The 19,652-nt window shown below is 72.6% G+C and carries 19 protein-coding genes, 1 pseudogene and 1 riboswitch; of the genes and pseudogenes, 7 read left to right on the top strand and 13 right to left on the bottom strand.

Annotated features, from left to right (window positions below):
• Positions 1-139: 139 nt before the first annotated feature.
• Together R2S09_RS07340 and R2S09_RS07335 are read right to left on the bottom strand one after the other, a co-directional pair.
• Positions 140-277: pseudogene (locus tag R2S09_RS07340) on the bottom strand (metallophosphoesterase); the annotation flags it as partial.
• A gap of 213 nt (positions 278-490) precedes the next feature.
• The gene (locus R2S09_RS07335; RefSeq protein WP_306186368.1) at positions 491-730 is read right to left on the bottom strand and encodes an SCO4848 family membrane protein; all 240 of its coding nucleotides are present in this window, start codon (positions 728-730) and stop codon (positions 491-493) included.
• A gap of 91 nt (positions 731-821) precedes the next feature.
• Here R2S09_RS07335 and R2S09_RS07330 point away from each other — a divergent pair, with 91 nt between their 5' ends.
• Positions 822-2,105 (top strand): D-alanyl-D-alanine carboxypeptidase, encoded by a 1,284-nt coding sequence (locus R2S09_RS07330; protein WP_316740196.1) that lies wholly within the window; start codon positions 822-824, stop codon positions 2,103-2,105.
• Here the strand turns inward: R2S09_RS07330 and R2S09_RS07325 are convergent.
• Entirely contained in the window at positions 2,053-3,015 is a 963-nt protein-coding gene (locus R2S09_RS07325) for a YihY/virulence factor BrkB family protein (protein WP_306186371.1), read from the bottom strand. The genes R2S09_RS07330 and R2S09_RS07325 overlap by 53 nt on opposite strands.
• A gap of 86 nt (positions 3,016-3,101) precedes the next feature.
• Here R2S09_RS07325 and R2S09_RS07320 point away from each other — a divergent pair, with 86 nt between their 5' ends.
• Positions 3,102-3,884: an SDR family NAD(P)-dependent oxidoreductase gene (locus tag R2S09_RS07320; protein WP_372337668.1), complete on the top strand. Its 783-nt coding sequence runs from the start codon at positions 3,102-3,104 to the stop codon at positions 3,882-3,884.
• A 21-nt stretch (positions 3,885-3,905) separates the two neighbouring features.
• On the opposite strand, the gene R2S09_RS07315 is transcribed toward R2S09_RS07320, so the two are convergent.
• On the bottom strand, positions 3,906-4,487 hold the full coding sequence (locus R2S09_RS07315; protein WP_306186373.1) for a 2'-5' RNA ligase family protein: 582 nt from the start codon (positions 4,485-4,487) through the stop codon (positions 3,906-3,908).
• Between the two features lie 150 nt (positions 4,488-4,637).
• A complete protein-coding gene (gene trpS / locus R2S09_RS07310; protein WP_306186374.1) occupies positions 4,638-5,651 on the bottom strand; it encodes a tryptophan--tRNA ligase in 1,014 nt (337 codons plus the stop codon).
• 132 nt (positions 5,652-5,783) lie between these two features.
• Here trpS and R2S09_RS07305 point away from each other — a divergent pair, with 132 nt between their 5' ends.
• Complete coding sequence (locus R2S09_RS07305; RefSeq protein WP_306186376.1) at positions 5,784-6,440, top strand: hypothetical protein; 657 nt, start codon at positions 5,784-5,786, stop codon at positions 6,438-6,440.
• A gap of 30 nt (positions 6,441-6,470) precedes the next feature.
• Here R2S09_RS07305 and R2S09_RS07300 read toward each other — a convergent pair whose 3' ends face one another.
• The 3 genes from R2S09_RS07300 to R2S09_RS07290 all read right to left on the bottom strand — a co-directional run bounded on the left by R2S09_RS07300 (position 6,471) and on the right by R2S09_RS07290 (position 9,676).
• Positions 6,471-7,916 (bottom strand): glycine hydroxymethyltransferase, encoded by a 1,446-nt coding sequence (locus R2S09_RS07300; protein ID WP_316740195.1) that lies wholly within the window; start codon positions 7,914-7,916, stop codon positions 6,471-6,473.
• Positions 7,917-7,957: 41 nt separating this feature from the next.
• A riboswitch (ZMP/ZTP riboswitch) is annotated at positions 7,958-8,070 on the bottom strand.
• Positions 8,071-8,139: 69 nt separating this feature from the next.
• Positions 8,140-9,324, bottom strand: coding sequence for a glutathionylspermidine synthase family protein (locus tag R2S09_RS07295; RefSeq protein ID WP_306186379.1), 1,185 nt, complete (start codon positions 9,322-9,324; stop codon positions 8,140-8,142).
• Positions 9,325-9,331: 7 nt separating this feature from the next.
• Positions 9,332-9,676: a hypothetical protein gene (locus R2S09_RS07290; protein WP_316740194.1), complete on the bottom strand. Its 345-nt coding sequence runs from the start codon at positions 9,674-9,676 to the stop codon at positions 9,332-9,334.
• Between the two features lie 143 nt (positions 9,677-9,819).
• Between R2S09_RS07290 and R2S09_RS07285 the strand changes: the two genes are divergently transcribed.
• Complete coding sequence (locus R2S09_RS07285) at positions 9,820-10,761, top strand: hypothetical protein (protein WP_316740334.1); 942 nt, start codon at positions 9,820-9,822, stop codon at positions 10,759-10,761.
• A 57-nt stretch (positions 10,762-10,818) separates the two neighbouring features.
• On the opposite strand, the gene R2S09_RS07280 is transcribed toward R2S09_RS07285, so the two are convergent.
• On the bottom strand, positions 10,819-12,207 hold the full coding sequence (locus tag R2S09_RS07280; RefSeq protein ID WP_316740193.1) for a PLP-dependent aminotransferase family protein: 1,389 nt from the start codon (positions 12,205-12,207) through the stop codon (positions 10,819-10,821).
• Between the two features lie 46 nt (positions 12,208-12,253).
• On the opposite strand from R2S09_RS07280, the gene R2S09_RS07275 reads away from it, so the two are divergent.
• From R2S09_RS07275 to R2S09_RS07265, 3 genes are read left to right on the top strand one after another with little or no spacing between them, the layout of a single operon-like run.
• Positions 12,254-12,778 (top strand): carboxymuconolactone decarboxylase family protein, encoded by a 525-nt coding sequence (locus R2S09_RS07275; RefSeq protein WP_316740192.1) that lies wholly within the window; start codon positions 12,254-12,256, stop codon positions 12,776-12,778.
• Positions 12,775-13,221, top strand: coding sequence for a carboxymuconolactone decarboxylase family protein (locus tag R2S09_RS07270; protein WP_316740191.1), 447 nt, complete (start codon positions 12,775-12,777; stop codon positions 13,219-13,221). Before R2S09_RS07275 ends, R2S09_RS07270 begins: the two co-directional genes overlap by 4 nt.
• On the top strand, positions 13,218-13,961 hold the full coding sequence (locus R2S09_RS07265; RefSeq protein WP_306186384.1) for an isocitrate lyase/phosphoenolpyruvate mutase family protein: 744 nt from the start codon (positions 13,218-13,220) through the stop codon (positions 13,959-13,961). Before R2S09_RS07270 ends, R2S09_RS07265 begins: the two co-directional genes overlap by 4 nt.
• 6 nt (positions 13,962-13,967) lie before the next feature.
• Here R2S09_RS07265 and R2S09_RS07260 read toward each other — a convergent pair whose 3' ends face one another.
• From R2S09_RS07260 to R2S09_RS07245, 4 genes are read right to left on the bottom strand one after another with little or no spacing between them, the layout of a single operon-like run.
• Entirely contained in the window at positions 13,968-14,924 is a 957-nt protein-coding gene (locus R2S09_RS07260) for an ABC transporter substrate-binding protein (protein WP_306186385.1), read from the bottom strand.
• 1 nt (position 14,925) lies between these two features.
• Complete coding sequence (locus R2S09_RS07255; protein WP_316740190.1) at positions 14,926-16,875, bottom strand: ABC transporter permease subunit; 1,950 nt, start codon at positions 16,873-16,875, stop codon at positions 14,926-14,928.
• Positions 16,875-18,104, bottom strand: a complete 1,230-nt coding sequence (locus tag R2S09_RS07250) for a glycine betaine/L-proline ABC transporter ATP-binding protein (RefSeq protein ID WP_316740189.1) — start codon at positions 18,102-18,104, stop codon at positions 16,875-16,877. Before R2S09_RS07250 ends, R2S09_RS07255 begins: the two co-directional genes overlap by 1 nt.
• Positions 18,101-19,639 carry a GMC family oxidoreductase gene (locus R2S09_RS07245; RefSeq protein ID WP_306186388.1) on the bottom strand — a complete coding sequence of 513 codons (1,539 nt, stop codon included), beginning with the start codon at positions 19,637-19,639 and terminating at the stop codon, positions 18,101-18,103. Before R2S09_RS07245 ends, R2S09_RS07250 begins: the two co-directional genes overlap by 4 nt.
• Positions 19,640-19,652: the final 13 nt, after the last annotated feature.

Genomic DNA, 19,652 nt, shown 5'->3' with positions numbered 1-19,652 from the left:
TCACCTCGGGGAAGAGGGTTCTGGAGAGGATGAAAAGACGTTATGAAGAAGTGTTTTCAGTTTGTTTCACAGGAACTTCTCAGCCAGTCCCCTGAGTTGAGGGAAATGCACCTTTCATCCACTTCTCCGGCCGCCCTTGTCACGCCTGCCGGGAGGCCGGCTGGATGACGGTGATGCCGGACGGAGCGCCCACACGCGTCGGCGGTCCCCACGCCCCGGCTCCCCGGCTCACGTGCAACTGAGTGTCGCCGTACCGCTCCAGGCCCGCGACGGTCGGCACGCTCGGCCACGAGGGCGGCCACCGCCGGCGCCCGGCCCCCGGCGATCAGCAGCGTGCCCGCGCGCCGAGGCCGGCACCGGGCCGGCGGTCGTGTCGCGGAACAGGCGGCGCCGCACATACCAGTTGGCCGCCCCGACGGCCGTCAGGGCGAGCAGCGCCCCGAGGACGAAGACGACCACCATGCCGCCCGTCCCTTCCGTGTCCGGAACGCTATGACGTCCGGCGCAGTGCGCGCAGTCCGCGCAACCCGACGACCCCGATGACCGTCCCCAATACGAAGGAGACGACGGCCAGCGCCAGGTGCACCCAGAAGTACGCCGTGGGATCCCCGTGATCGAACGCCAGCCCGCTGCTGTCCTTGACGAGATTCTTGACGAAAGTGACCCAGATGATCCAGCTCCACACCCCGAAGGCGAGCAGGAACCAGGAGAGGGGGCGGCTGAGCTTCATGCGTCCAGTATCGCTGCCGGACGCCTCGCTCCCGCCCCGGGGTGGGAGGGGGTATGGGGCGCCGCCGGTCACGGCAGGTACGTTTCCGACCGTGCCCGCACCCAAGAAGACCACCAAGCGATCCCTTCTGGTCGCTTCCGCCGCCCTGTTGTCCGTGTCCCTGACCGCGCCCGCCGCCCTGGCGGCCCCGGCCCCGAAGACGAGCCCGTCGGCCACTCCCCCGGCGGACATGTCCACGGTGGGCGGCGCCCGCCTCGGCCAGGCCGGCACACAGGTCGACCTGGCCAGTGGCGTACCGGTCCTGCCCAAGGACCTCACGGCCCGTTCCTGGATCGTCGCCGACGCCGAGTCCGGCCAGGTGCTGGCCGCGCACAACGCGCACTGGCGGCTGCCCCCGGCCAGCACCCTGAAGATGCTGTTCGCCGACACCCTGCTGCCCAAGCTCCCCGGGACGCAGGAGCACAAGGTCGCCGCGAAGGACCTCGCCGGCATGGGCGCCGGTTCCAGCCTGGTCGGGATCAAGGAGAACGAGACCTACACGGTCCACGACCTGTGGCTGGGCGTCTTCCTGCGCTCGGGCAACGACGCGGTGCACGTGCTGTCCGCGATGAACGGCGGCGTCGAGCAGACCGTCAAGGACATGAACGCGCACGCCCAGGAGCTCCAGGCGCTCGACACCTATGTGGTGTCCCCGGACGGCTACGACGCCCCCCGCCAGGTCTCCTCGGTGTACGACCTGACCCTGTTCGCCCGCTCCGGGCTGCAGAAGAAGGACTTCCGGGAGTACTGCTCGACGGTGCGGGCCGAGTTCCCCGGCGAGACGAAGAAGGACAAGAAGGGCAAGAAGACCCGGACCTCCTTCGAGATCCAGAACACCAACCGGCTGCTGAGCGGTGACTACGACCTCTCCGTCTACCAGGGGATAGCGGGGGTGAAGAACGGCAACACCACCAACGCGGGCGCCACCTTCACCGGCGTCGCGGAACGCGGCGGCCACGTCCTGCTGGTGACGGTGATGAATCCGGAGAAGAAGGAGCACAACGACGTCTACCGGGAGACCGCCAAGCTCTTCGACTGGGGCTTCCAGGCGGTCGGCAAGGTGCAGCCGGTGGGCGAGCTGGTGCCGCCGAAGAGCGCCGTGTCCGCGAGCGCCCGGCCGGGCCCGACGGCCTCGGCCGGTCAGGCGGGCGGCGGTCAGGCCGGCGGCTCGTCGGCAAAGCCGGTGGCGAGCGCCTCGGTCAGGAGCGGCTCCAGCGGCATGGGGATCGCCCTGGGCATCGCCGGCGGAGTCGTGGTGCTGCTCGCGGCCGGCGCCTATCTGGTCAACCGCCGCTGGCCGCTGCCGGACCTGGTGCGCCGCCGCCCCCGCCCGTGAGCCGGTCCCCCGGCCCGCCCTCCCCGTCGCCGCCCACGCCCTCGCCCTCGCCGCCCGGACCCGGCTCGACGCGTGTCGCCGTCCAGGCGGCGCAGTACAACACGAGCTTGGCGGTGAAGTTGATCCACAGCAGCAGGGCGACGGGGACGCCGAACGCGCCGTACATGCTCTTCGCCGCCACGCCCTGGATGTAGCCGCTCAGCAGCAGCTTCAGCAGTTCGAAGCCGACCGCTCCGAGGAGCGCGGCGACCAGTAGCCGGCGGCGCGGCGGTTCGACGCCGGGCAGCAGGGTGAGGACGTACAGCAGCACCAGGAAGTCGGCGGCGACGGCGACGAGGAACGCGACGACCTGCAACACGACGCTGCCCCAGCCGTGTTCGCTCAGGCCGATCTGGCGCGTGAGCCACCCGACGGCGGCCGAGGCGACCGTGGAGACGGCCAGGGTGACGAGCACCGCGCCGCCGAGGCCGATGAGGATGCCCCCGTCCTTCACCTTGTTCAGGACCGGGTTCTCCTCCGCGTCGGGCAGCTCCCAGACCGCGCGCAGACAGTCGCGCATCTGGCCGACCCAGCCCATGCCGGTGAACAGCAGCAGGGCGCCCGCGATGACCCCGACGGTGCCCGCGTTCTGCGCCAGGGAGCTGATGTGCAGCTGCTCGCCCAGGCCGGGGAACTGCTCGGTGATCTTGTGCTCCAGCGTGCGCTGCTGCTGGGCGCTGAGCGTGGCGGCGCCGAGCGCGGCGGCCAGCGTCAGCAGCGGGAAGAGCGCGACGAAGCTGACGAACGTCATGGCGGCGGCCAGCCGCGTCCACTTCACGCGGTCCAGACGCTCGTACGACCGCCAGGCGTGCGTGAGCATCAGCCGCGCCACCCAGGGGCCGACGACGGGGAGGTTCTTCAGCCAGTCCATGATCCGACTTGTGCCCGCTCCGGGCTCCCGCCAACACCGCGTTTCTACGACAGAACGTCCATAACCGGACGATACAGTCGTCTGCCGTGAAGGATGCCTCCGGTCTCGCCCGTCTGCTCCGGCTGTCCACGCTGCCCGAGTCCCTGCTCGTCCTCGGCGGAACGTCCGGGATCGCGCTGGCCGTGGCGCGCCGGCTCATCGCGCGCCGCACCCGCACGGTGTGGCTGGCGGGCCGCCCCTCGCCCGCCCTGGAGGAGGCCGCCGGGCAGCTGCGCTCCCTGGGCGCGGACGTGCGCACCGTCGCCTTCGACGCGCTCGATCCGGCGTCCCACGAGGAGGCGCTGGGCAAGGTGTTCGCCGAGGGCGGCATCGACATGGTGCTGCTGGCCTTCGGCGTCCTCGGCGACCAGGCCTACGACGAACGCGAGCCGCTGAACGCGGTGCGGGTCGCGCAGACCAACTACACCGGAGCGGTGTCCTCGGGCCTGGTGGCCGCGCGGGAGCTGCAGAACCAGGGGCACGGCTCGCTGGTCGTGCTCTCCTCGGTCTCCGGCGAGCGGGCCCGCCGCACGGACTTCATCTACGGCTCCAGCAAGGCCGCGCTGGACACCTTCACGCAGGGTCTGGGCGACGCGCTGTACGGCACGGGCGTGCACGTCATGGCCGTACGCCCCGGCTTCGTGCGGTCGGCGGCGACGGCCGGGCGGCCGGTGCCCCCGTTCGCGAGCACGCCGGAGGAGGTCGCCACCGCCGTCGAGCTGGGGCTGCGGCGGCGCTCGGAGACGGTGTGGGTGCCGGGGGTCCTCCGGCCGGTGGCGGCGGTGCTGCGGCACCTGCCGCGGGCGCTGTACCGGCGACTGCCGTTGTGAGGCCGTGCGGCCTGCCGCCCGCTACCGCGCGGGCAGCGTGCCGGTGTCCACCGGGGCCGCCTGCGGGGGCACCACCGTGGAGCCGCCGAAGGCGAACTCCCGCAGCTTGCGCCAGACTCCGTCCGGCCCCTGCTCGTGCAGGGCGAAGCCGGTGCACCACCACTCGGCCTCGTAGCCGGCGAGTTCGCGGAGGGCGAGGTCCATCGCCGCGTCGTCGATGCCGTGCGCCACCGTGACATGCGGGTGGTAGGGGAACTGGAGTTCACGTGCCACCGGTCCCGAGGCGTCGCGGACCCGTTCCTGAAGCCGGGTGCACGCCTCGGCGCCGTCGACGACCCGGACGTACACCACCGGTGACAGCGGCCGGAAGGTGTCCGTTCCGGACAGCCGCATCATGAAGGGCCGGCCGGCCGCGGCCACCTCCGTCAGATGGGCCTCGACGGCCGCCAGCTCGGCGGTGTCCACCTCGGTCGGCGGCAGCAGGGTGACATGCGTGGGGATGCCGTGAGCCGCGGCGTCGCCGAAGCCCGCGCGCCGCTGCTGGAGCAGGCTGCCGTGGGGCTCCGGGACCGCGATCGACACGCCGATCGTTACGGTCCCCACGTCGTCTCCTGTCGTCGTGTCGGGTGAGTTGTCTGTTTCGTTCTCAGCCGTCCGGCTATCGACTGTACGTCCACGACCGTCCCGAGGGCAGGCGCAGGCACAGTGATGTGCAGCGCTCTGCCCCCGGGGGCGTGTGTGCGGTGGTGCGCCTCAGTGCTTGGCGGGCAGGAAGCCCACCCTCTCGTACGCCCGGGAGAGGGTCTCCGCGGCGACCGTGCGCGCCTTCTCCGCTCCCTTGGCCAGGATCGAGTCCAGCGTCTCCGGGTCGTCCAGGTACTGCTGGGTCTGCTCCTTGAACGGCGTCACGAACTCGACCACGACCTCGGCGAGGTCCGTCTTGAGCGCACCGTAGCCCTTGCCGGCGTACTTCTCCTCCAGTTCGGCGACACCCGTGCCGGTGAGCGTCGAGTAGATCGTCAGGAGGTTGCTGACACCCGGCTTGGTCTCCGGGTCGAAGCGGACGACGGTGTCGGTGTCGGTGACCGCGCTCTTGACCTTCTTCGCGGTGGCCTTCGGCTCGTCGAGCAGGTTGACCAGGCCCTTCGGCGTGGACGCCGACTTGCTCATCTTGATCGTCGGGTCCTGGAGGTCGTAGATCTTCGCCGTCTCCTTCAGGATGTACGCCGAGGGGATGGTGAAGGTCTCGCCGTAGCGTGCGTTGAAGCGCTCGGCGAGGTCGCGGGTGAGTTCGATGTGCTGCCGCTGGTCCTCGCCGACGGGCACCTCGTTGGCCTGGTAGAGCAGGATGTCGGCGACCTGGAGCACCGGGTACGTGAACAGGCCGACGGAGGTGCGCTCGGCGCCGTGCCGGGCGGACTTGTCCTTGAACTGGGTCATCCGGGACGCCTCGCCGAAGCCGGTGAGGCAGTTCATGACCCAGGCGAGCTGGGCGTGCTCGGGGACGTGGCTCTGGACGAAGAGCGTGCACCGCTCCGGGTCGAGCCCGGCGGCCAGCAGCTGGGCGGCGGCGAGCCGGGTGTTGGCGCGCAGCTCGGCCGGGTCCTGGGGGACCGTGATCGCATGCAGGTCGACGACCATGTAGAACGCGTCGTGGGTCTCTTGCAGGGCCACCCACTGGCGGACGGCGCCGAGGTAGTTCCCGAGGTGGAACGAGCCTGCGGTGGGCTGGATTCCGGAGAGCACGCGAGGTCGGTCTGTGGCCATGCTCATTATTCTCTCAGGTCCGGGGCCCCGTTCCGGAACTGGCCGGAAACAGATGGGATGCGATCCGTCCCCGGGGGTGTAACAAGGGGCGGGTGACCCCGGGGGCGTGACACGGGCGGGTGAGGGGGCGCGATGCGGCGGCTGGTCTGTGCGGCGGTGGCCACGGCGGCGGCGGTGCTGGCGGGTGGCTCAGGGGCGCGGGCGACGGACCGGGCGGCTCCCGAGGAACCCGACGTGGCGGTGGTGGTGACGGCCGGCGAGGGGCGCACCGAGTCCTGGCACTCCGGGGAGACGGAATTCGACCGGCTGCGGTGGCTGCTGGACCCGTCGTACACGGGCACGGAACGAGTGCCGGAGGCCTGGTCGCAGGGCCGGTATCCGCCGGTGCGGTTCACGGTGATGTGGGGACTGACCGGGGTCGGCGGCTGGCCGCAGACCAACCGGGCGCCCGGCGGTGACGTGGCGATGCTGCGCCAGGACCAGCTGTTCGTCGGCGAGGACGGCAGCCCGTGGGTGCGCACCGACCCGGCGCCTGACCTGCCGGACGACGACATCCGCTGGCACCGGGCGCCACGGCGGGTCTACGACGAGCTGGCGGGCGCCGGCTTCCTCGGGCTCGACGGGACGCCGGCCGGCGCGCGCGAGGGCGGAGAGCGGGACGGTGTGTGGTGGGCGGCCGGCGGGCTCGCCGCCGGGGTCGCCGGGACGCTTCTGACATGCCGCGCGGCGGCCCGGCGCAAGGCCGGACCGCCGCGTGAGGAGCCGCGTCAGGAGCTGATCGATCTCTGAGCTCCCCGGGCGGGACACCCCCTGGCCGGGTCAGCCCAGGTCGATCTCCGGGTACAGCGGGAAGGCGGCCACCAGGTCGGTGGCGCGGTGGGAGATCTCGTCGGCGATCTTCGGGTCGAGGACGTGGGCGGCCTTGGAGGGGGCGCCGGACTTGGTGGTGCCGGGCTCGGTGCTGGTGAGGACGCGGTCGATCAGGCCGGCGACCTCGTCCATCTCCGCCGTCCCGAGGCCGCGGGTGGTGAGCGCGGGCGTGCCGATGCGGATGCCGGAGGTGTACCAGGCGCCGTTGGGGTCGGCCGGGATCGCGTTGCGGTTGGTGACGATGCCGGACTCGAGGAGGGCGGCCTCGGCCTGGCGGCCGGTGAGGCCGTAGGAGGTGGCGACGTCGATCAGGTTGAGGTGGTTGTCGGTGCCGCCGGTGACGAGGGTGGCGCCGCGGCGCATCAGGCCCTCGGCGAGAGCGCGGGAGTTGTCGACGATGCGCTGGGCGTAGTCCTGGAAGGTGGGCTGCCGGGCCTCGGCGAGGGCGACCGCCTTGGCGGCCATGACGTGCGGGAGGGGGCCGCCGAGGACCATGGGGCAGCCGCGGTCGACCTGGTCCTTGAGGGAGTCGTCGCACAGCACCATGCCGCCGCGCGGGCCGCGCAGGGACTTGTGCGTGGTGGTCGTGACGATCTGAGCGTGCGGGACCGGGTCGAAGTCGCCGGTGAGGACCTTGCCGGCGACCAGGCCCGCGAAGTGCGCCATGTCGACCATGAGCGTGGCGCCGACCTCGTCGGCGATCTCGCGCATGATCCGGAAGTTCACCAGACGGGGGTACGCCGAGTAGCCGGCGACGATGATCAGCGGCTTGAACTCGCGGGCCTGGGCACGCAGCGCGTCGTAGTCGATCAGGCCGGTGGCCGGGTCGGTGCCGTAGGAGCGCTGGTCGAACATCTTGCCGGAGATGTTGGGGCGGAAGCCGTGGGTGAGGTGGCCGCCGGCGTCCAGGGACATGCCGAGCATGCGCTGGTTGCCGAAGGCCTGGCGCAGCTCGGCCCAGTCGGACTCGGTCAGGTCGTTGACCTGGCGGGCGCCGGCCTTCTCCAGGAAGGAGGCCTCGACGCGGTCGGCGAGGACGGCCCAGAAGGCGACCAGGTTGGCGTCGATGCCGGAGTGCGGCTGGACGTAGGCGTGGCGGGCGCCGAAGAGTTCACGCGCGTGCTCGGCGGCCAGGGACTCGACGGTGTCGACGTTGCGGCAGCCGGCGTAGAAGCGGCGGCCGACGGTGCCCTCGGCGTACTTGTCGCTGAACCAGTTGCCCATCGCCAGGAGGGTGGCCGGGGAGGCGTAGTTCTCCGAGGCGATCAGCTTGAGCATCGCGCGCTGGTCCGCGACCTCCTGGCCGATGGCGTCGGCGACGCGCGGCTCGACGGCGCGGATCACGTCGAGGGCGGCGCGGAAGGCGGTGGACTCGTGGGAGAGGGGCGCAGACATCTCGGGGACCTCCGGGCGTGGCGTTCGGCGTTCGGCGTTCACGGTACGGCCCAGGCGCACGGCACACTCGCTGCTCGGGCCGCTCCCCGATGGTCGGTCCCATCTTTGGGTCCTGGCCTCGCCAGGACCTGACGCGCCAGTCACGGCCCGCACGTCAGCCTACCGGTTGGCCTGCCCGGGGGCTCTGCCACGTCCACCATGCGGGCCGGGCCGAGCAGGGCCGTCAGAGGATCACGTGCGGCAGGAAGCGAGCGTACTCGTCGGTGACCAGCCCGGCCGACTCCCGGATGCCGAGGCCCGCGGACTCGTCCTCGACGACCCAGGCGCCGAGGACGACGTGGTTGCCGTCGAAGGCGGGCAGCGGGGCGAGCTCCTGGTAGCAGCAGGGTTCGTCGCGCACGACGGGCTCGGTCCCCGGTTCGTGGACCGTCACTCCCTCGCCCTCGCGGCCGAGCAGCGGCTTGGCCACCCAGCCGGCGCCGTCCGCCAGCTCGCGGGGCCCGTCCAGGTACGCGGGAAGCAGGTTGGGGTGGCCGGGATAGAGCTCCCAGAGGATCGCCAGCAGTGCCTTGTTGCTCAGCAGCATCTTCCAGGCGGGCTCGATCCACAGGGTGGAGCCGGTGCCGCCGCCGTTGTCGAGGGTGTCCAGGACGTGGCCGGCGAAGCGGTCGGTGGTGAGCCACTCCCACGGGTACAGCTTGAAGATGCTGCGGATGAAGCGGAGGCCGTTGTCGACGAACCGGCCGGAGAGCGGGTCCCAGCCGATCTCCTCCATGGATATCCAGTCCGTGTCGAGGCCGGCCTGTTCGGCGGTCTCCTTCAGATAGGCCACCGTCATCAGGTCCTCGCCGAGTTCGTCGGCGGCGGAGTGCGCGAAGTGCAGCGGACTGCCCGGCGGGAGCAGGCCGGCCTGCTTCTTCCAGGCGGCGACGAGCCGTTCGTGCAGGGAGTTCCACTGGTCGGCGCCGGGGAACCGTTCCTCCATCCAGAACCACTGGGGCGAGGCGGCCTCGACCAGGGAGGTGGGGGTGTCCGCGTTGTACTCCAGGAGCTTGGCCGGGCCGGTGCCGTCGTAGCGCAGGTCGAAGCGGGCGTAGACGGAGGGGAGTTCGGCGCGCCGCCGCCAGGACTCGGCCACGGCATGGGCGACTCGGGGGTCGGTGATGCCGAGGTCCGCGAAGCGCCCCGTGGTGACGAGGTGGTCCGCGGCGGCCAGGCACATGCGGTGCAGTTCCTCGACGGTCTCCTCCAGCGCCTCCACCTCGGGCAGCGAGAAGACGTAGTACGCGCTCTCGTCCCAGTAGGGGCGCAGGGAGTCGTCGGGGTAGCGGGTGAGCGGGTAGATCAGGCCCTGTGCCTCGACGGTCCGCTGCCAGCCGGGGCGGGGCTCGACGGTGCGGCGTTCCATGCCCGGCTCAGCCGCCGGACGTGCCGTGGCCGCTGCCGAAGCCGCCGCGGTCGACCCCGCCGTGGCTGCCGCCGGACCCGCCGGAGCTCTTGTGGGGCCTGGTGAAGGAGCCGCCGTCCACCCAGCCGCTCTTCTTCTTGCCGCCGTAGTACCAGGCGCCGTCGACGGAGGTCTTCGCGGACTTGCAGTTCTTGTCGGAGACGACCTTGTAGCCCTTGGAGAAGGTGTAGCTGTCGCGGTCGACGCAGCGCTTGTCCGGGTCGGAGGAGCAGGCGGTGAGCGCCGAGGCGAGCAGTCCCATCCCGCCGAGGACCACCGCGCCCGACCTGAGTTGCCGCCGAGTGTCCGCCATGTACGTCTCCCCCGTTGTCGTCGGCTGCCGGCCGGGTGTGGCCGGCCGGTTTTCCGACGGACAGCCTAGAGACAGGTGTGAGCGTCCGCTCAGGGGCCCCTGGAACGCCGCCGCTCACCTACAGTCGGGTCGTGCTCTTGGGAATGGTGTGCGCACTCGGCGCGGCGGTGTGTTTCGGTACGGCGACGGTGCTCCAGGCGGTCGCCGCCCGGGCGGCCGCGGAGCCGGGTGGCGCGCAGGGCGGCGGCGCCGATGCGGCGCTGCTGCTGCGGGCGCTGCGGCAGTGGCGGTATCTGGCGGGTCTGGCCCTGGACGGGCTGGGCTTCCTGCTGCAGATCGCGGCCCTGCGGTCGCTGCCGATCTACGCGGTGGGCGCGGCCCTGGCGTCCAGCCTCGCGGTGACGGCGGTGGCCGCGGCGCGGCTGCTGAGGGTGCGGCTGAGCGGGACGGAGTGGGCCGCGGTCGGCGTGGTCTGCGCCGGCCTGGCGATGCTGGGCCTGGCCTCGGGGACGGAGGGCGGCCGGGACGGCTCCACGGTTCTGAGGTGGGCGATGCTCGCGGCGGCGCTGGCCGTGCCGGCCCTGGGCGGGATGGCCGGCCGTCTCCCCGAGCGCGGCCGGGCCCTGCTGCTCGGCCTGGGCGCGGGCCTCGGCTTCGGTGTGGTCGAGGTGACGGTGCGGCTGATCGACTCGCTGAGCCCCGCGGAACTGTTCACCAACCCGGCCTCGTACGCCCTCGTGCTGGGCGGCGGTGCCGCGTTCCTGCTGCTCACCTCGGCGCTCCAGCGCGGCTCGGTGACGACGGCCACCGCCGGCATGGTGATCGGCGAGACGATCGGCCCCGCCGCGATCGGCGTGGTGTGGCTGGGCGACCGCACGCGGGAGGGCCTGAGCTGGCTGGCGCTACTGGGCTTCGCGGTGGCGGTGGCCGGCGCGCTGGCACTGGCACGGTTCGGGGAGGCACCGGCGGCTCCGACGGCTGACGGGACGGCGCCGGACGGGACGGCACCGGACGGGACGGCACCGGAGGGGGCGACGGCTGACGGGGCGGCTGCGGCCGGGGCGGAACCGGCCGAGCGGGGCTGAGCGGCACGGCGCGCGCGAACCAGGCCGCGTGGTGCGGGGCCGTCCGGTGTGCCTCGGTCAGGGCAGGACCCGGCACAGCGCGTCCAGGGCGGCCGCCCAGGCATGGTCCGTTGGGGTGCCGTAGCCGACGACCAGGCCGTCCACGGGGCTGACGGCGGCCTGCTCGTGCCGGTAGCGGGACAGACCGTGGAGGGCGAGCCCCTGCCAGGCCGCCGCCTGGACCACGGCCGGTTCGGCACCGGGCGGCAGCCGCAGTACGGCGTGCAGTCCGGCGGCGATCCCGGTGGGGCGGACGTCGGGGGCGCGGGCGGCGAGCGCCTCGACCAGTGCGTCGCGGCGGCGCCGGTAGCGCAGCCGGGCGGAGCGTACGTGGCGGTCGTAGGCGCCGGAGGTGATGAACTCCGCCAGGGTCAGCTGGTCGAGCACCCCGCAGGTGTCGGAGGGTCCCTTCGCCGCCGCGGCCTCCTCGGTCAGGGACGGCGGCAGCGCCATCCAGGCCAGGCGCAGACCGGGGGCCAGGGACTTGCTCGCCGTGCCCAGGTGGACCACGCGGTCGGGGTCCAGGCCCTGGAGCGCGCCGACCGACTGCCGGTCGTAGCGGAACTCGCCGTCGTAGTCGTCCTCCAGGATCAGGCCGCCGGTGCGCCGCGCCCAGTCCGTCACGGCCGCGCGCCGGTCCGGATGCAGGGACACACCCATCGGGAACTGATGGGAGGGGGTGAGGAGGACCGCGCCGACGTCCGGCAACTCGCCGGTGAGGGTGCCGCGTTCGTCGAGGGGCAGGGGGAGGGTGCGTAGTCCCGCCCGGGTCAGGAGGCCCCAGTGCAGGTCCAGGCCGTACGACTCGACGGCGACCGTGGCCGTGCCGCGCGCCCGCAGTACCTCGCCGAGGATCCTCAGACCGTGCGAGAAGCCCGAGCACACCACGATGCGCTCCGGGGTGGTGCGTACGCCGCGCACCCGGGCCAGGTAGCCGGCGAGGGCGGTGCGCAGTTCGGGCCGGCCGCGCGGGTCGCCGTAGCCGAGGGCGTCGCTCGGGGCCGTGGTCAGGGCGCGGCGGGCTGCCCTGAGCCACTCCGCACGGGGGAAGGAGGCGAGGTCGGGGGTGCCGGGGCGCAGGTCGAAGACGGGGCGGCGGGGTGCGCGGGGCGGCTGGGCCGCGTCGGCGGGCGGGGCGGCCACCGCCCGGTCGGCGACCCGGGTGCCGGAGCCCTGGCGGGCGGTGAGCCAGCCCTCGGCGACCAGGTCGGCGTAGGCGTCGGCGACCGTGTTGCGGGCGACGCCCAGGTCGGTGGCGAGGACACGGGAGGAGGGCAGCCGGGTGCCGGGGGCCAGGCGGCCGGAGCGGACCGCCTCGCGCAGGGCGTCGGTCAGCCCTCGGCGCACACGCGGTCCGGCCGGTTCCAGATGCAGGTCGACGCCCAGAGTGGCCCATGTCCTCGCCATGGAAATGGACCATACCGCTGGGCTGCTTCGCGCCTATGATCGAATCATGACCACGACCCGGAACACCCCTGGGACGACGAGCGAGACGACCGCCGAGTACGCCCCGGAGCAGAGCCCCCGGATGCGCTGGGCCGAGCACGCCCCCGAGGTCTACAAGGCGATGATCCGGCTGGACGCGGCCGCCGGGCAGGGTCTGGAGCCGCGGCTGCGCGAGCTGGTCAGGATCCGCGCCTCGCAGATCAACCACTGCGCGCTCTGCCTGGACATGCACAGCAAGGACGCCCTCACGGCCGGCGAGAGCGTGGAGCGGATCATCCAGCTCGGCGCCTGGGAGGAGTCCCGGCACTTCTACACCGAGCGGGAGCTCGCGGCCCTGGAGCTGACCGAGGCGGTCACGGTCCTCACCGACGGCTTCGTGCCGGACGAGGTGTACGACAAGGCCGCCAAGCACTTCGCCGAGGAGGAACTCGCCCAGCTGATCGCCGCGATCGCGGTGATCAACGCCTGGAACCGGTTCGGCGTGACCACCCGCGCCGTCCCCGGCCACTACACGCCGGGGCAGTACAAGTGACGGCCCGGACCACCCATCTGGACGACGCGGTGCGCGGCGCCCTGCGGTCACTGGGCGCCGCCGCCAAGCGGGGCCTGGGCGAGCCCGTCCTGGCCGAGCTGGTGCAGGTGCGCGCCTCGCAGCTCAACCACTGCGCGTTCTGCCTCGACATGCATCTGGCCCTCGCCCGCGAGCACGGCGTGAGCGAGCGGCAGCTCGATCTCCTGGACGCCTGGGAGGAGGCCGGAGACGTCTTCAGCGAACGGGAACGGGCGGCGCTGGCCCTGACCGAGGCGGTCACCGTCCTCACCGACGGCTTCGTGCCGGACGCGGTCCACGAGCAGGCCGCCGAGCACTTCGACGAGCCCCGGCTGGCCCATCTGATCGCGCTGATCAGCGTCATCAACACCTGGAACCGCCTGATGGTCAGCCGCCGGATCCCCGCCGGGAGCGCCAAGTGGTGAGCGGCGCCGAGGCCTTCCGCGCGCTGCACCGGGGGCGCGCCCCGGGCGACCCCCTGGTCCTGCCCGGTCCGTGGGACGCGGCCAGTGCCCGTGTCTTCGCCGAGGCGGGGTTCCCGGCGCTCGCGACACCCAGCCACGGGGTCGCCGCCTCGCTCGGGTACGAGGACGGGAGGACCCCGGCCGACGAGATGTTCGCGGCGGTGGCCCGGATCGCACGCGCGGTGGACGTGCCGGTGTCGGCGGACATCGAGGACGGCTACGGGCTCGCCCCGAAGGAGCTGGTGGAGCGGCTGCTGGAGGCGGGCGCCGTCGGCTGCAACCTGGAGGACTCGAGCGGGGGCACGCTGAAGGACCCGCAGGAGCACGCCGGCTTCCTCGCCGAGGTCCGCTCGGCCGCCGCCGACCGGCTCTTCCTCAACGCCCGCGTCGACGTCTTCGCCCACGGCGACGGCGATCCCGAACGCGCCGTCGAGCGGGCCGCGTTGTACACGGCGGCGGGCGCGGACTGCGTGTACCCGATCCTCGCCCCGGCGGACGTACTGCCGTTGCTGAGGGCAGGCATCCAGGGCCCGCTGAACATGCTGGCCCGGCTGGACGGCACGGGACCCTCGCCCACCGAACTCGGGGAGCTCGGAGCCACGAGGATCACGTTCGGGCCAGGGCTCCAGCGGCGTGCCGCACAGGCACTCGGCGACATCGCCGCCGGCCTGGTGCGCCGAGCCGCCGGCCCGATGCGCTGAGGCGGTTCAGGACAGCCACCGCTTCCACACGGCAGGGTGGCTGTCCACCCACTTCTTCGCCGCCTCCTGCGGTGACAGCTTCTGGTCGGCGATCATCAGGGAGACCTCGTTCTGGTCCTCGGTCGTCCACCTGAACCTCTTCAGGAAGGCCGCCGCCTTGCCGCCCGACTTCGCGAAGCCGGCGTTGAGGTACTTCTGCAGCGGGGTGTGCGGGTAGGCGCAGGCGACCTTGGCCGCGTCGGCGTCGCAGCCCGCCTTGTACGGCGGCAGCTTCACCTCCGTCATGGGGATCTTCTCGAACAGCCACTGGGGTGAGTACCAGTAGGTCAGGAAGGGCTTCTTCTCCTTGGCGAACTGCTTCATCTGCGTGATCTGCGCCGCCTCGGAACCGGCGAAGACCACCTGGTAGTTCAGGTTCAGGTTCTTCACCAGGGCCTTGTCGTTGGTGACGTACGACGGGGAGCCGTCCAACAGCTGGCCCTTGCCGCCGCTCTCCGCGGTGCGGAAGAGGGAGGCGTACTTGTCGAGGTTCCTCCAGTCCGTGATGTCCGGGTGCTGCCTGGCGAGGTACGTCGGCACGAACCAGCCGATGTGCCCCGTCACCCCCAGGTCGCCGCCCCGCACGATCGTCCTCTTGTCCTGGACGTACCGCTTCTCCTGGTCGGGGTGGCCCCAGTCCTCCAGGATGGCGTCGACCCGGCCCTGGCTGAGCGCGTCCCAGGCGGGGACCTCGTCGACCTGGACGGTGTCGACGCGGTAGCCGAGCTCGTGCTCCAGCAGGTACTGGGCGACGGCCACGTTGGACTGGGCGCCGACCCAGGACTGGACGGACAGCGTCACGGTCCTCGCGCCCCGCGCGCCCGCGAACGGCGAGGCCTGCTTGGTCATGTCGGCGGCGCCGCAGCCGGTCAGCAGCATGAGCGCGGCCGCGCCGGCCACCACGGATGTCGTACGAAGTCGCATGTCACGTTCCCTTCTGCGCGCCCCGCGCGGTGGGCTGGGTCACCCGGTCGAGCATCAGGCCGAGGCAGACGATCGCGACGCCGGCGACCAGTCCGGTCGCCAGGTCGCCCTGGGCGAGGCCGAAGACGACCTGGTACCCGAGCGCGCCACCGCCGACCAGGCCGCCGATGACGACGACGGCGAGGACGAGGACCAGGCCCTGGTTGACGGCGAGCAGCAGCGCCGGGCGGGCGAGCGGCAGCTGGATCTGCCGGAGCTGCTGTCCCCTGGTCGCGCCGAGCGAGCGGGCCGACTCCAGGGCGGCCGGGTCGACCTGGCGCAGCCCCTGGGCGGTGATCCGGACGACGGCGGGCAGGGCGTAGACGATGGCCGCGGCGACGGCCGGGGCGCGGCCGACGCCGAACAGCGCAACGACCGGGATCAGGTACACGAACTGCGGCATCGTCTGGAAGACGTCCAGGACCGGGCGCAGCAGTCTCTCGAAGCGGTCGCTGCGGGCGGCGGCGATGCCGGTCGCGAAGCCGGCGATGAGGGTGACGGCGACGGCGGCGAGCACCTGGGACAGGGTGTCCAGGGCCGGCTTCCACACCCCGAGCGCCCCGACCGCGGCCATGGCGCCCGCGGCGGTCAGCGCGGTGCGCCAGGTGCCGATCAGCCACGCCAGGGCGGCCACGATCAGCAGCACCGACCACCAGGGCAGCCACTGCAGTCCGGCCCGCACGGGGTCCAGGATCCAGGTGGTGAAGTGGCCCGCCCAGTCGGCGGTGCCGCCGATGTACGGAACACCCGAGTACAGGTGCGCGGTCATCCAGTCGACGGCGCGGTCGACCGGCTCGGCGATGTTCACCGTCCAGCCGGTGGGCCAGTCGGGACGGGCCGCGAGACGGACGGCCACCGCCACGGCGACGACGGCGGCGGCGAGGGCGCCGTGCAGCCACCACACGGCGGACGTGCGGGGTCCGTCGCCGATACGCTCCCCCGCCGCGCCGGTCACCCGGTCCAGGACGACGGCCAGCAGCACGATGGGGATGCCGGCCGCCAGCGCGGCGCCCACGTCGACCGAGGCGAGCGCCTGGTAGACGCGGTCGCCGAGGCCGCCGGCGCCGATGACGGAGGCGATGACGGCCATGGACAGCGCCATCATGATCGTTTGGTTGAGGCCGAGCAGGAGTTCCTTCCGGGCCAGCGGGACGCGTGCGGTCAGCAGGCGCTGGCGTGCGGTGGCACCGAGGGACTCGACGGCCTCCAGCACCTCGGCGTCGGCGCCGCGCAGGCCGAGCGCGGTGAGACGGGCCATGGGCGGGGCGGCGTAGACGACGGTGGCGAGGACGGCGGCAGGCACCCCGATGCCGAACACCAGGACGACGGGCAGGAGGTACGCGAACGCCGGGAGCACCTGCATGGTGTCCAGCACCGGGCGCAGCGCGCGGTCCATGCGGTCCGACAGCCCGGCGGCGAGACCGAGCAGCGTCCCGACGGCCACCGAGGCGAGCACCGCGATCACCATCAGCGCGAGCGTCTGCATGGTGGGCACCCACATGCCGAGCAGACCGCAGGCGAGGAACGCGGCCGCCGTGCCCAGGGCGAGCCGGACTCCGGCCACCCGCCAGGCGACGGCGGAGGCGAGGGCGGTGACACCGGCCCAGCCTGCGGCGAGGAGGAAGAGGTACACCGCGCGTACGCAGATGACGACCGCGTTGCTGATGTAGCCGAAGAAGTAGAGGAACAGGGGGTGGCTGTCGCGGTTGTCGATGATCCAGGTGCTGGCGCCGGTGAGCGGTTCGGTGAGGTCGACCGTCAGCGCGTGCGGCCAGGTGCTGCCCGCCCAGTGGGCGCCTGCGAGGGGGCCGAGGACGGCGGCGAGGACCGCGAGGACCGCCAGCTTCCGCAGGGCACGGTTGCGCGGGGCGCCGGGTGTCGCACGGGGGACCGATGCGGTGATCGTCGCCATCAGACGGCTCCCGAGTCAGCGCCGGCCCCGGGCGGGGTGGCCCGCCCGCGCGAGCGGGATGCCTCCCCCACGCTCGAATGCGCTCGCGCGGGGGCACCACCACCGCCCACCGGTGCCGCCCCATCGGCACGACTGCCCGCGGCCGCGTCGGTGCCGGTGACGCCCGCGACCACGCCCAGCAGTGCGTCCGAGTCGACCAGGCCCACGCACCTGCCCTCGTCCACCACGCGGGCCGGTGCGCCCGCCCGGGCGACCGCCTCGATGGCTTCCGCGACCGTGGCCTGCGGGGACACCGCCGGGCCGGCGCTCGCGTCCTCGGCAGAGGCCGGGCGCATGGCCCCGCGCACCGTCATCACCTGTTCACGCGGGACGTCGCGGACGAACTCGCGGACGTAGTCGTCGGCCGGGGAGCCGACGATATCCTCGGGGGTGCCGAGCTGCACGACGCGGCCGTCGCGCATCAACGCGATGCGGTCGCCCAGCTTGAGGGCCTCCTGCAGGTCGTGGGTGATGAAGACCATCGTGCGGCCCTCCTCCTGGTGCAGGCGGACGACCTCCTCCTGCATGTCCCGCCGGATGAGCGGGTCGAGGGCGCTGAACGGCTCGTCGAACAGGAGCACCTCGGGGTCGACGGCCAGGGCGCGGGCGAGGCCGACGCGCTGACGCTGGCCGCCGGAGAGCTGGCCCGGCCGGCGCTGTTCCATGCCCTTCAGGCCGACCTTCTCGACCACTTCCGCGGCCTTCTCACGGCGCTCGGAGCGGCCCACGCCCTGGATCTGCAGGCCGTAGGCGACGTTGTCGAGGACGGTGCGGTGGGGCAGCAGGCCGAAGTGCTGGAAGACCATCGCGGTGCGGTGCCGGCGCAGCTCCCGCAGCCGGGCCCTGTCCATGGCGCGCACGTCCTCGCCGTCGAGGGCTACGGTGCCCGCGGTCGGTTCGATGAGCCGGGTCAGGCAGCGTACGAGCGTGGACTTGCCGGAGCCGGACAAGCCCATGACGACGAAGACCTCACCCCTGTGCACCTCGAAGCCCACATCCCGTACGGCGGCTGTGCAGCCGGTGCGTCGACGCAGGTCGGCGGGGGCGAGGGCGCTGAGTTCGGGGTCCGTGGGGATCCGGTCGGCCTTCGGGCCGAAGACCTTCCACAGGCCGTCCACCGAGAAGACGGGGGTGGTGGCCGGGTCGTCGCCGCGGGTGGGCGGCTTGCGGGTGGGGACCGTGAGAGTCATCGGATCTCGCCTCCGATCAGGCCGGCGGCCTTCTCCCCGACCATGAGCACCCCGACCATCGGGTTCACCGCGGTCATGGTCGGGAAGACGGAGGCGTCCGCGACGCGGATGCCGTCCAGGCCACGGATGCGCAGCTCGGGATCGACGACGGCCAGTTCGTCGTCGGCGGCGCCCATCCGGCAGGTGCCCGCCGGGTGGTAGACGGTGTGGGCGACCTTGCGGGCGTACTCGCCGAGTTCCTCGTCGCCGGTGACGTCCGGGCCGGGGCACACCTCGCGCCTCAGCCAGCCGGCCAGAGGCTCGGTCCGGGCGATCTCGCGGGCGATGCGGATGCCGTCGACGAGGGTGCGGCCGTCGTAGTCGTCCTCGTCGGTGAAGTAGCGGAAGTCCAGGGCGGGCTTGACGGACGGGTCGGGACTGGTCAGGTACAGCCGGCCCCTGCTCTTCGGCTTGGGGATGTTCGGGGTCATCGACACGCCGTGCTGCGGACGCTCGTAGCCCAGTCGCTCCGGGTTGTCCGTGAACGGAACCTGGTAGAAGTGGAACATCAGGTCGGGGCCCGCGTGTTCGGGATCGCGCCGCACGAACAGACCGGCGTCGCTGTCCATCGCGGAGTTCTCCGGGATCGGGCCGTTCGTCTCCCAGACGATCACCGACTCGGGGTGGTCGAGCAGGTTCTCCCCGACGCCCGGCAGGTCGTGGACGACGGGTATGCCGAGCCTGTCCAGGTCCGTCTTCGGGCCGATGCCCGAGTGCAGCAGCAGGCGCGGGGAGTCCACGGCGCCGGCGCACAGGACCACCTCGTGGCGGGCCCGTACGAGGATCTCCTCCCCGTCCTTGGTCCGCACGTGCACGCCCTCGGCGCGGGTGCCGTTCAGCTCCAGCCGGTACGCCCAGGTCTCCAGCAGGATCGTCAGGTTGGGCCGCTCGTCCATCACCGGGTGCAGGTACGCCACCGACGCACTCGACCGCTTGTTGTCCTCGGGGTGGTAGGCGAGGTCGAAGAAGCCGACGCCCTCGCTGAACGGCTTGCTGTTGAAGCCCTCGGTCCGGGGCACCCCGACGGCCGCCTGTGCCGCCTCGACGAAGTCGCGGGCGATGGCGTTCCGGTCCTTCTCGTCCACCGGGACGATGTTGTTGAGCAGCCGCGCGTAGTACGCCTCCATCGGCACCGCGCCCCAGCCCTTGGCGCCGGCCGCCTCCCACTCGTCCCAGTCGGACGGCAGCGGCTTGAAGGCGATGAGGGTGTTGTGCGAGGAGCAGCCGCCGAGGACGCGGGCGCGGCTGTGCCGGATGTGGGAGTTGCCGCGGGGCTGCTCGGTGGTGGGGTAGTCGTAGTCGAGCTCGCCGCCGAGGAGGCCCATCCAGCGGCGCAGGGTCAGCACGTCGTCGCGGCCGACGTCGCTGGGGCCGCCCTCGATGACGGCGACGGTGACGTCGGGGTTCTCGGTGAGGCGGGAGGCGATGACGGAGCCCGCCGTGCCGCCGCCGATGACGACGTAGTCGTAGGTGTTCTCAGGGGGGTTGTCGGGCATCAGGGGGTACTCC

Source organism: Streptomyces sp. MK7, from assembly GCF_032658145.1.
Taxonomy (GTDB): Bacteria; Actinomycetota; Actinomycetes; order Streptomycetales; family Streptomycetaceae; genus Streptomyces; species Streptomyces spiralis.
The sequence above is the reverse complement of the archived record's forward strand: the minus strand, read 5'-3'. Positions and strand labels throughout refer to the sequence as shown.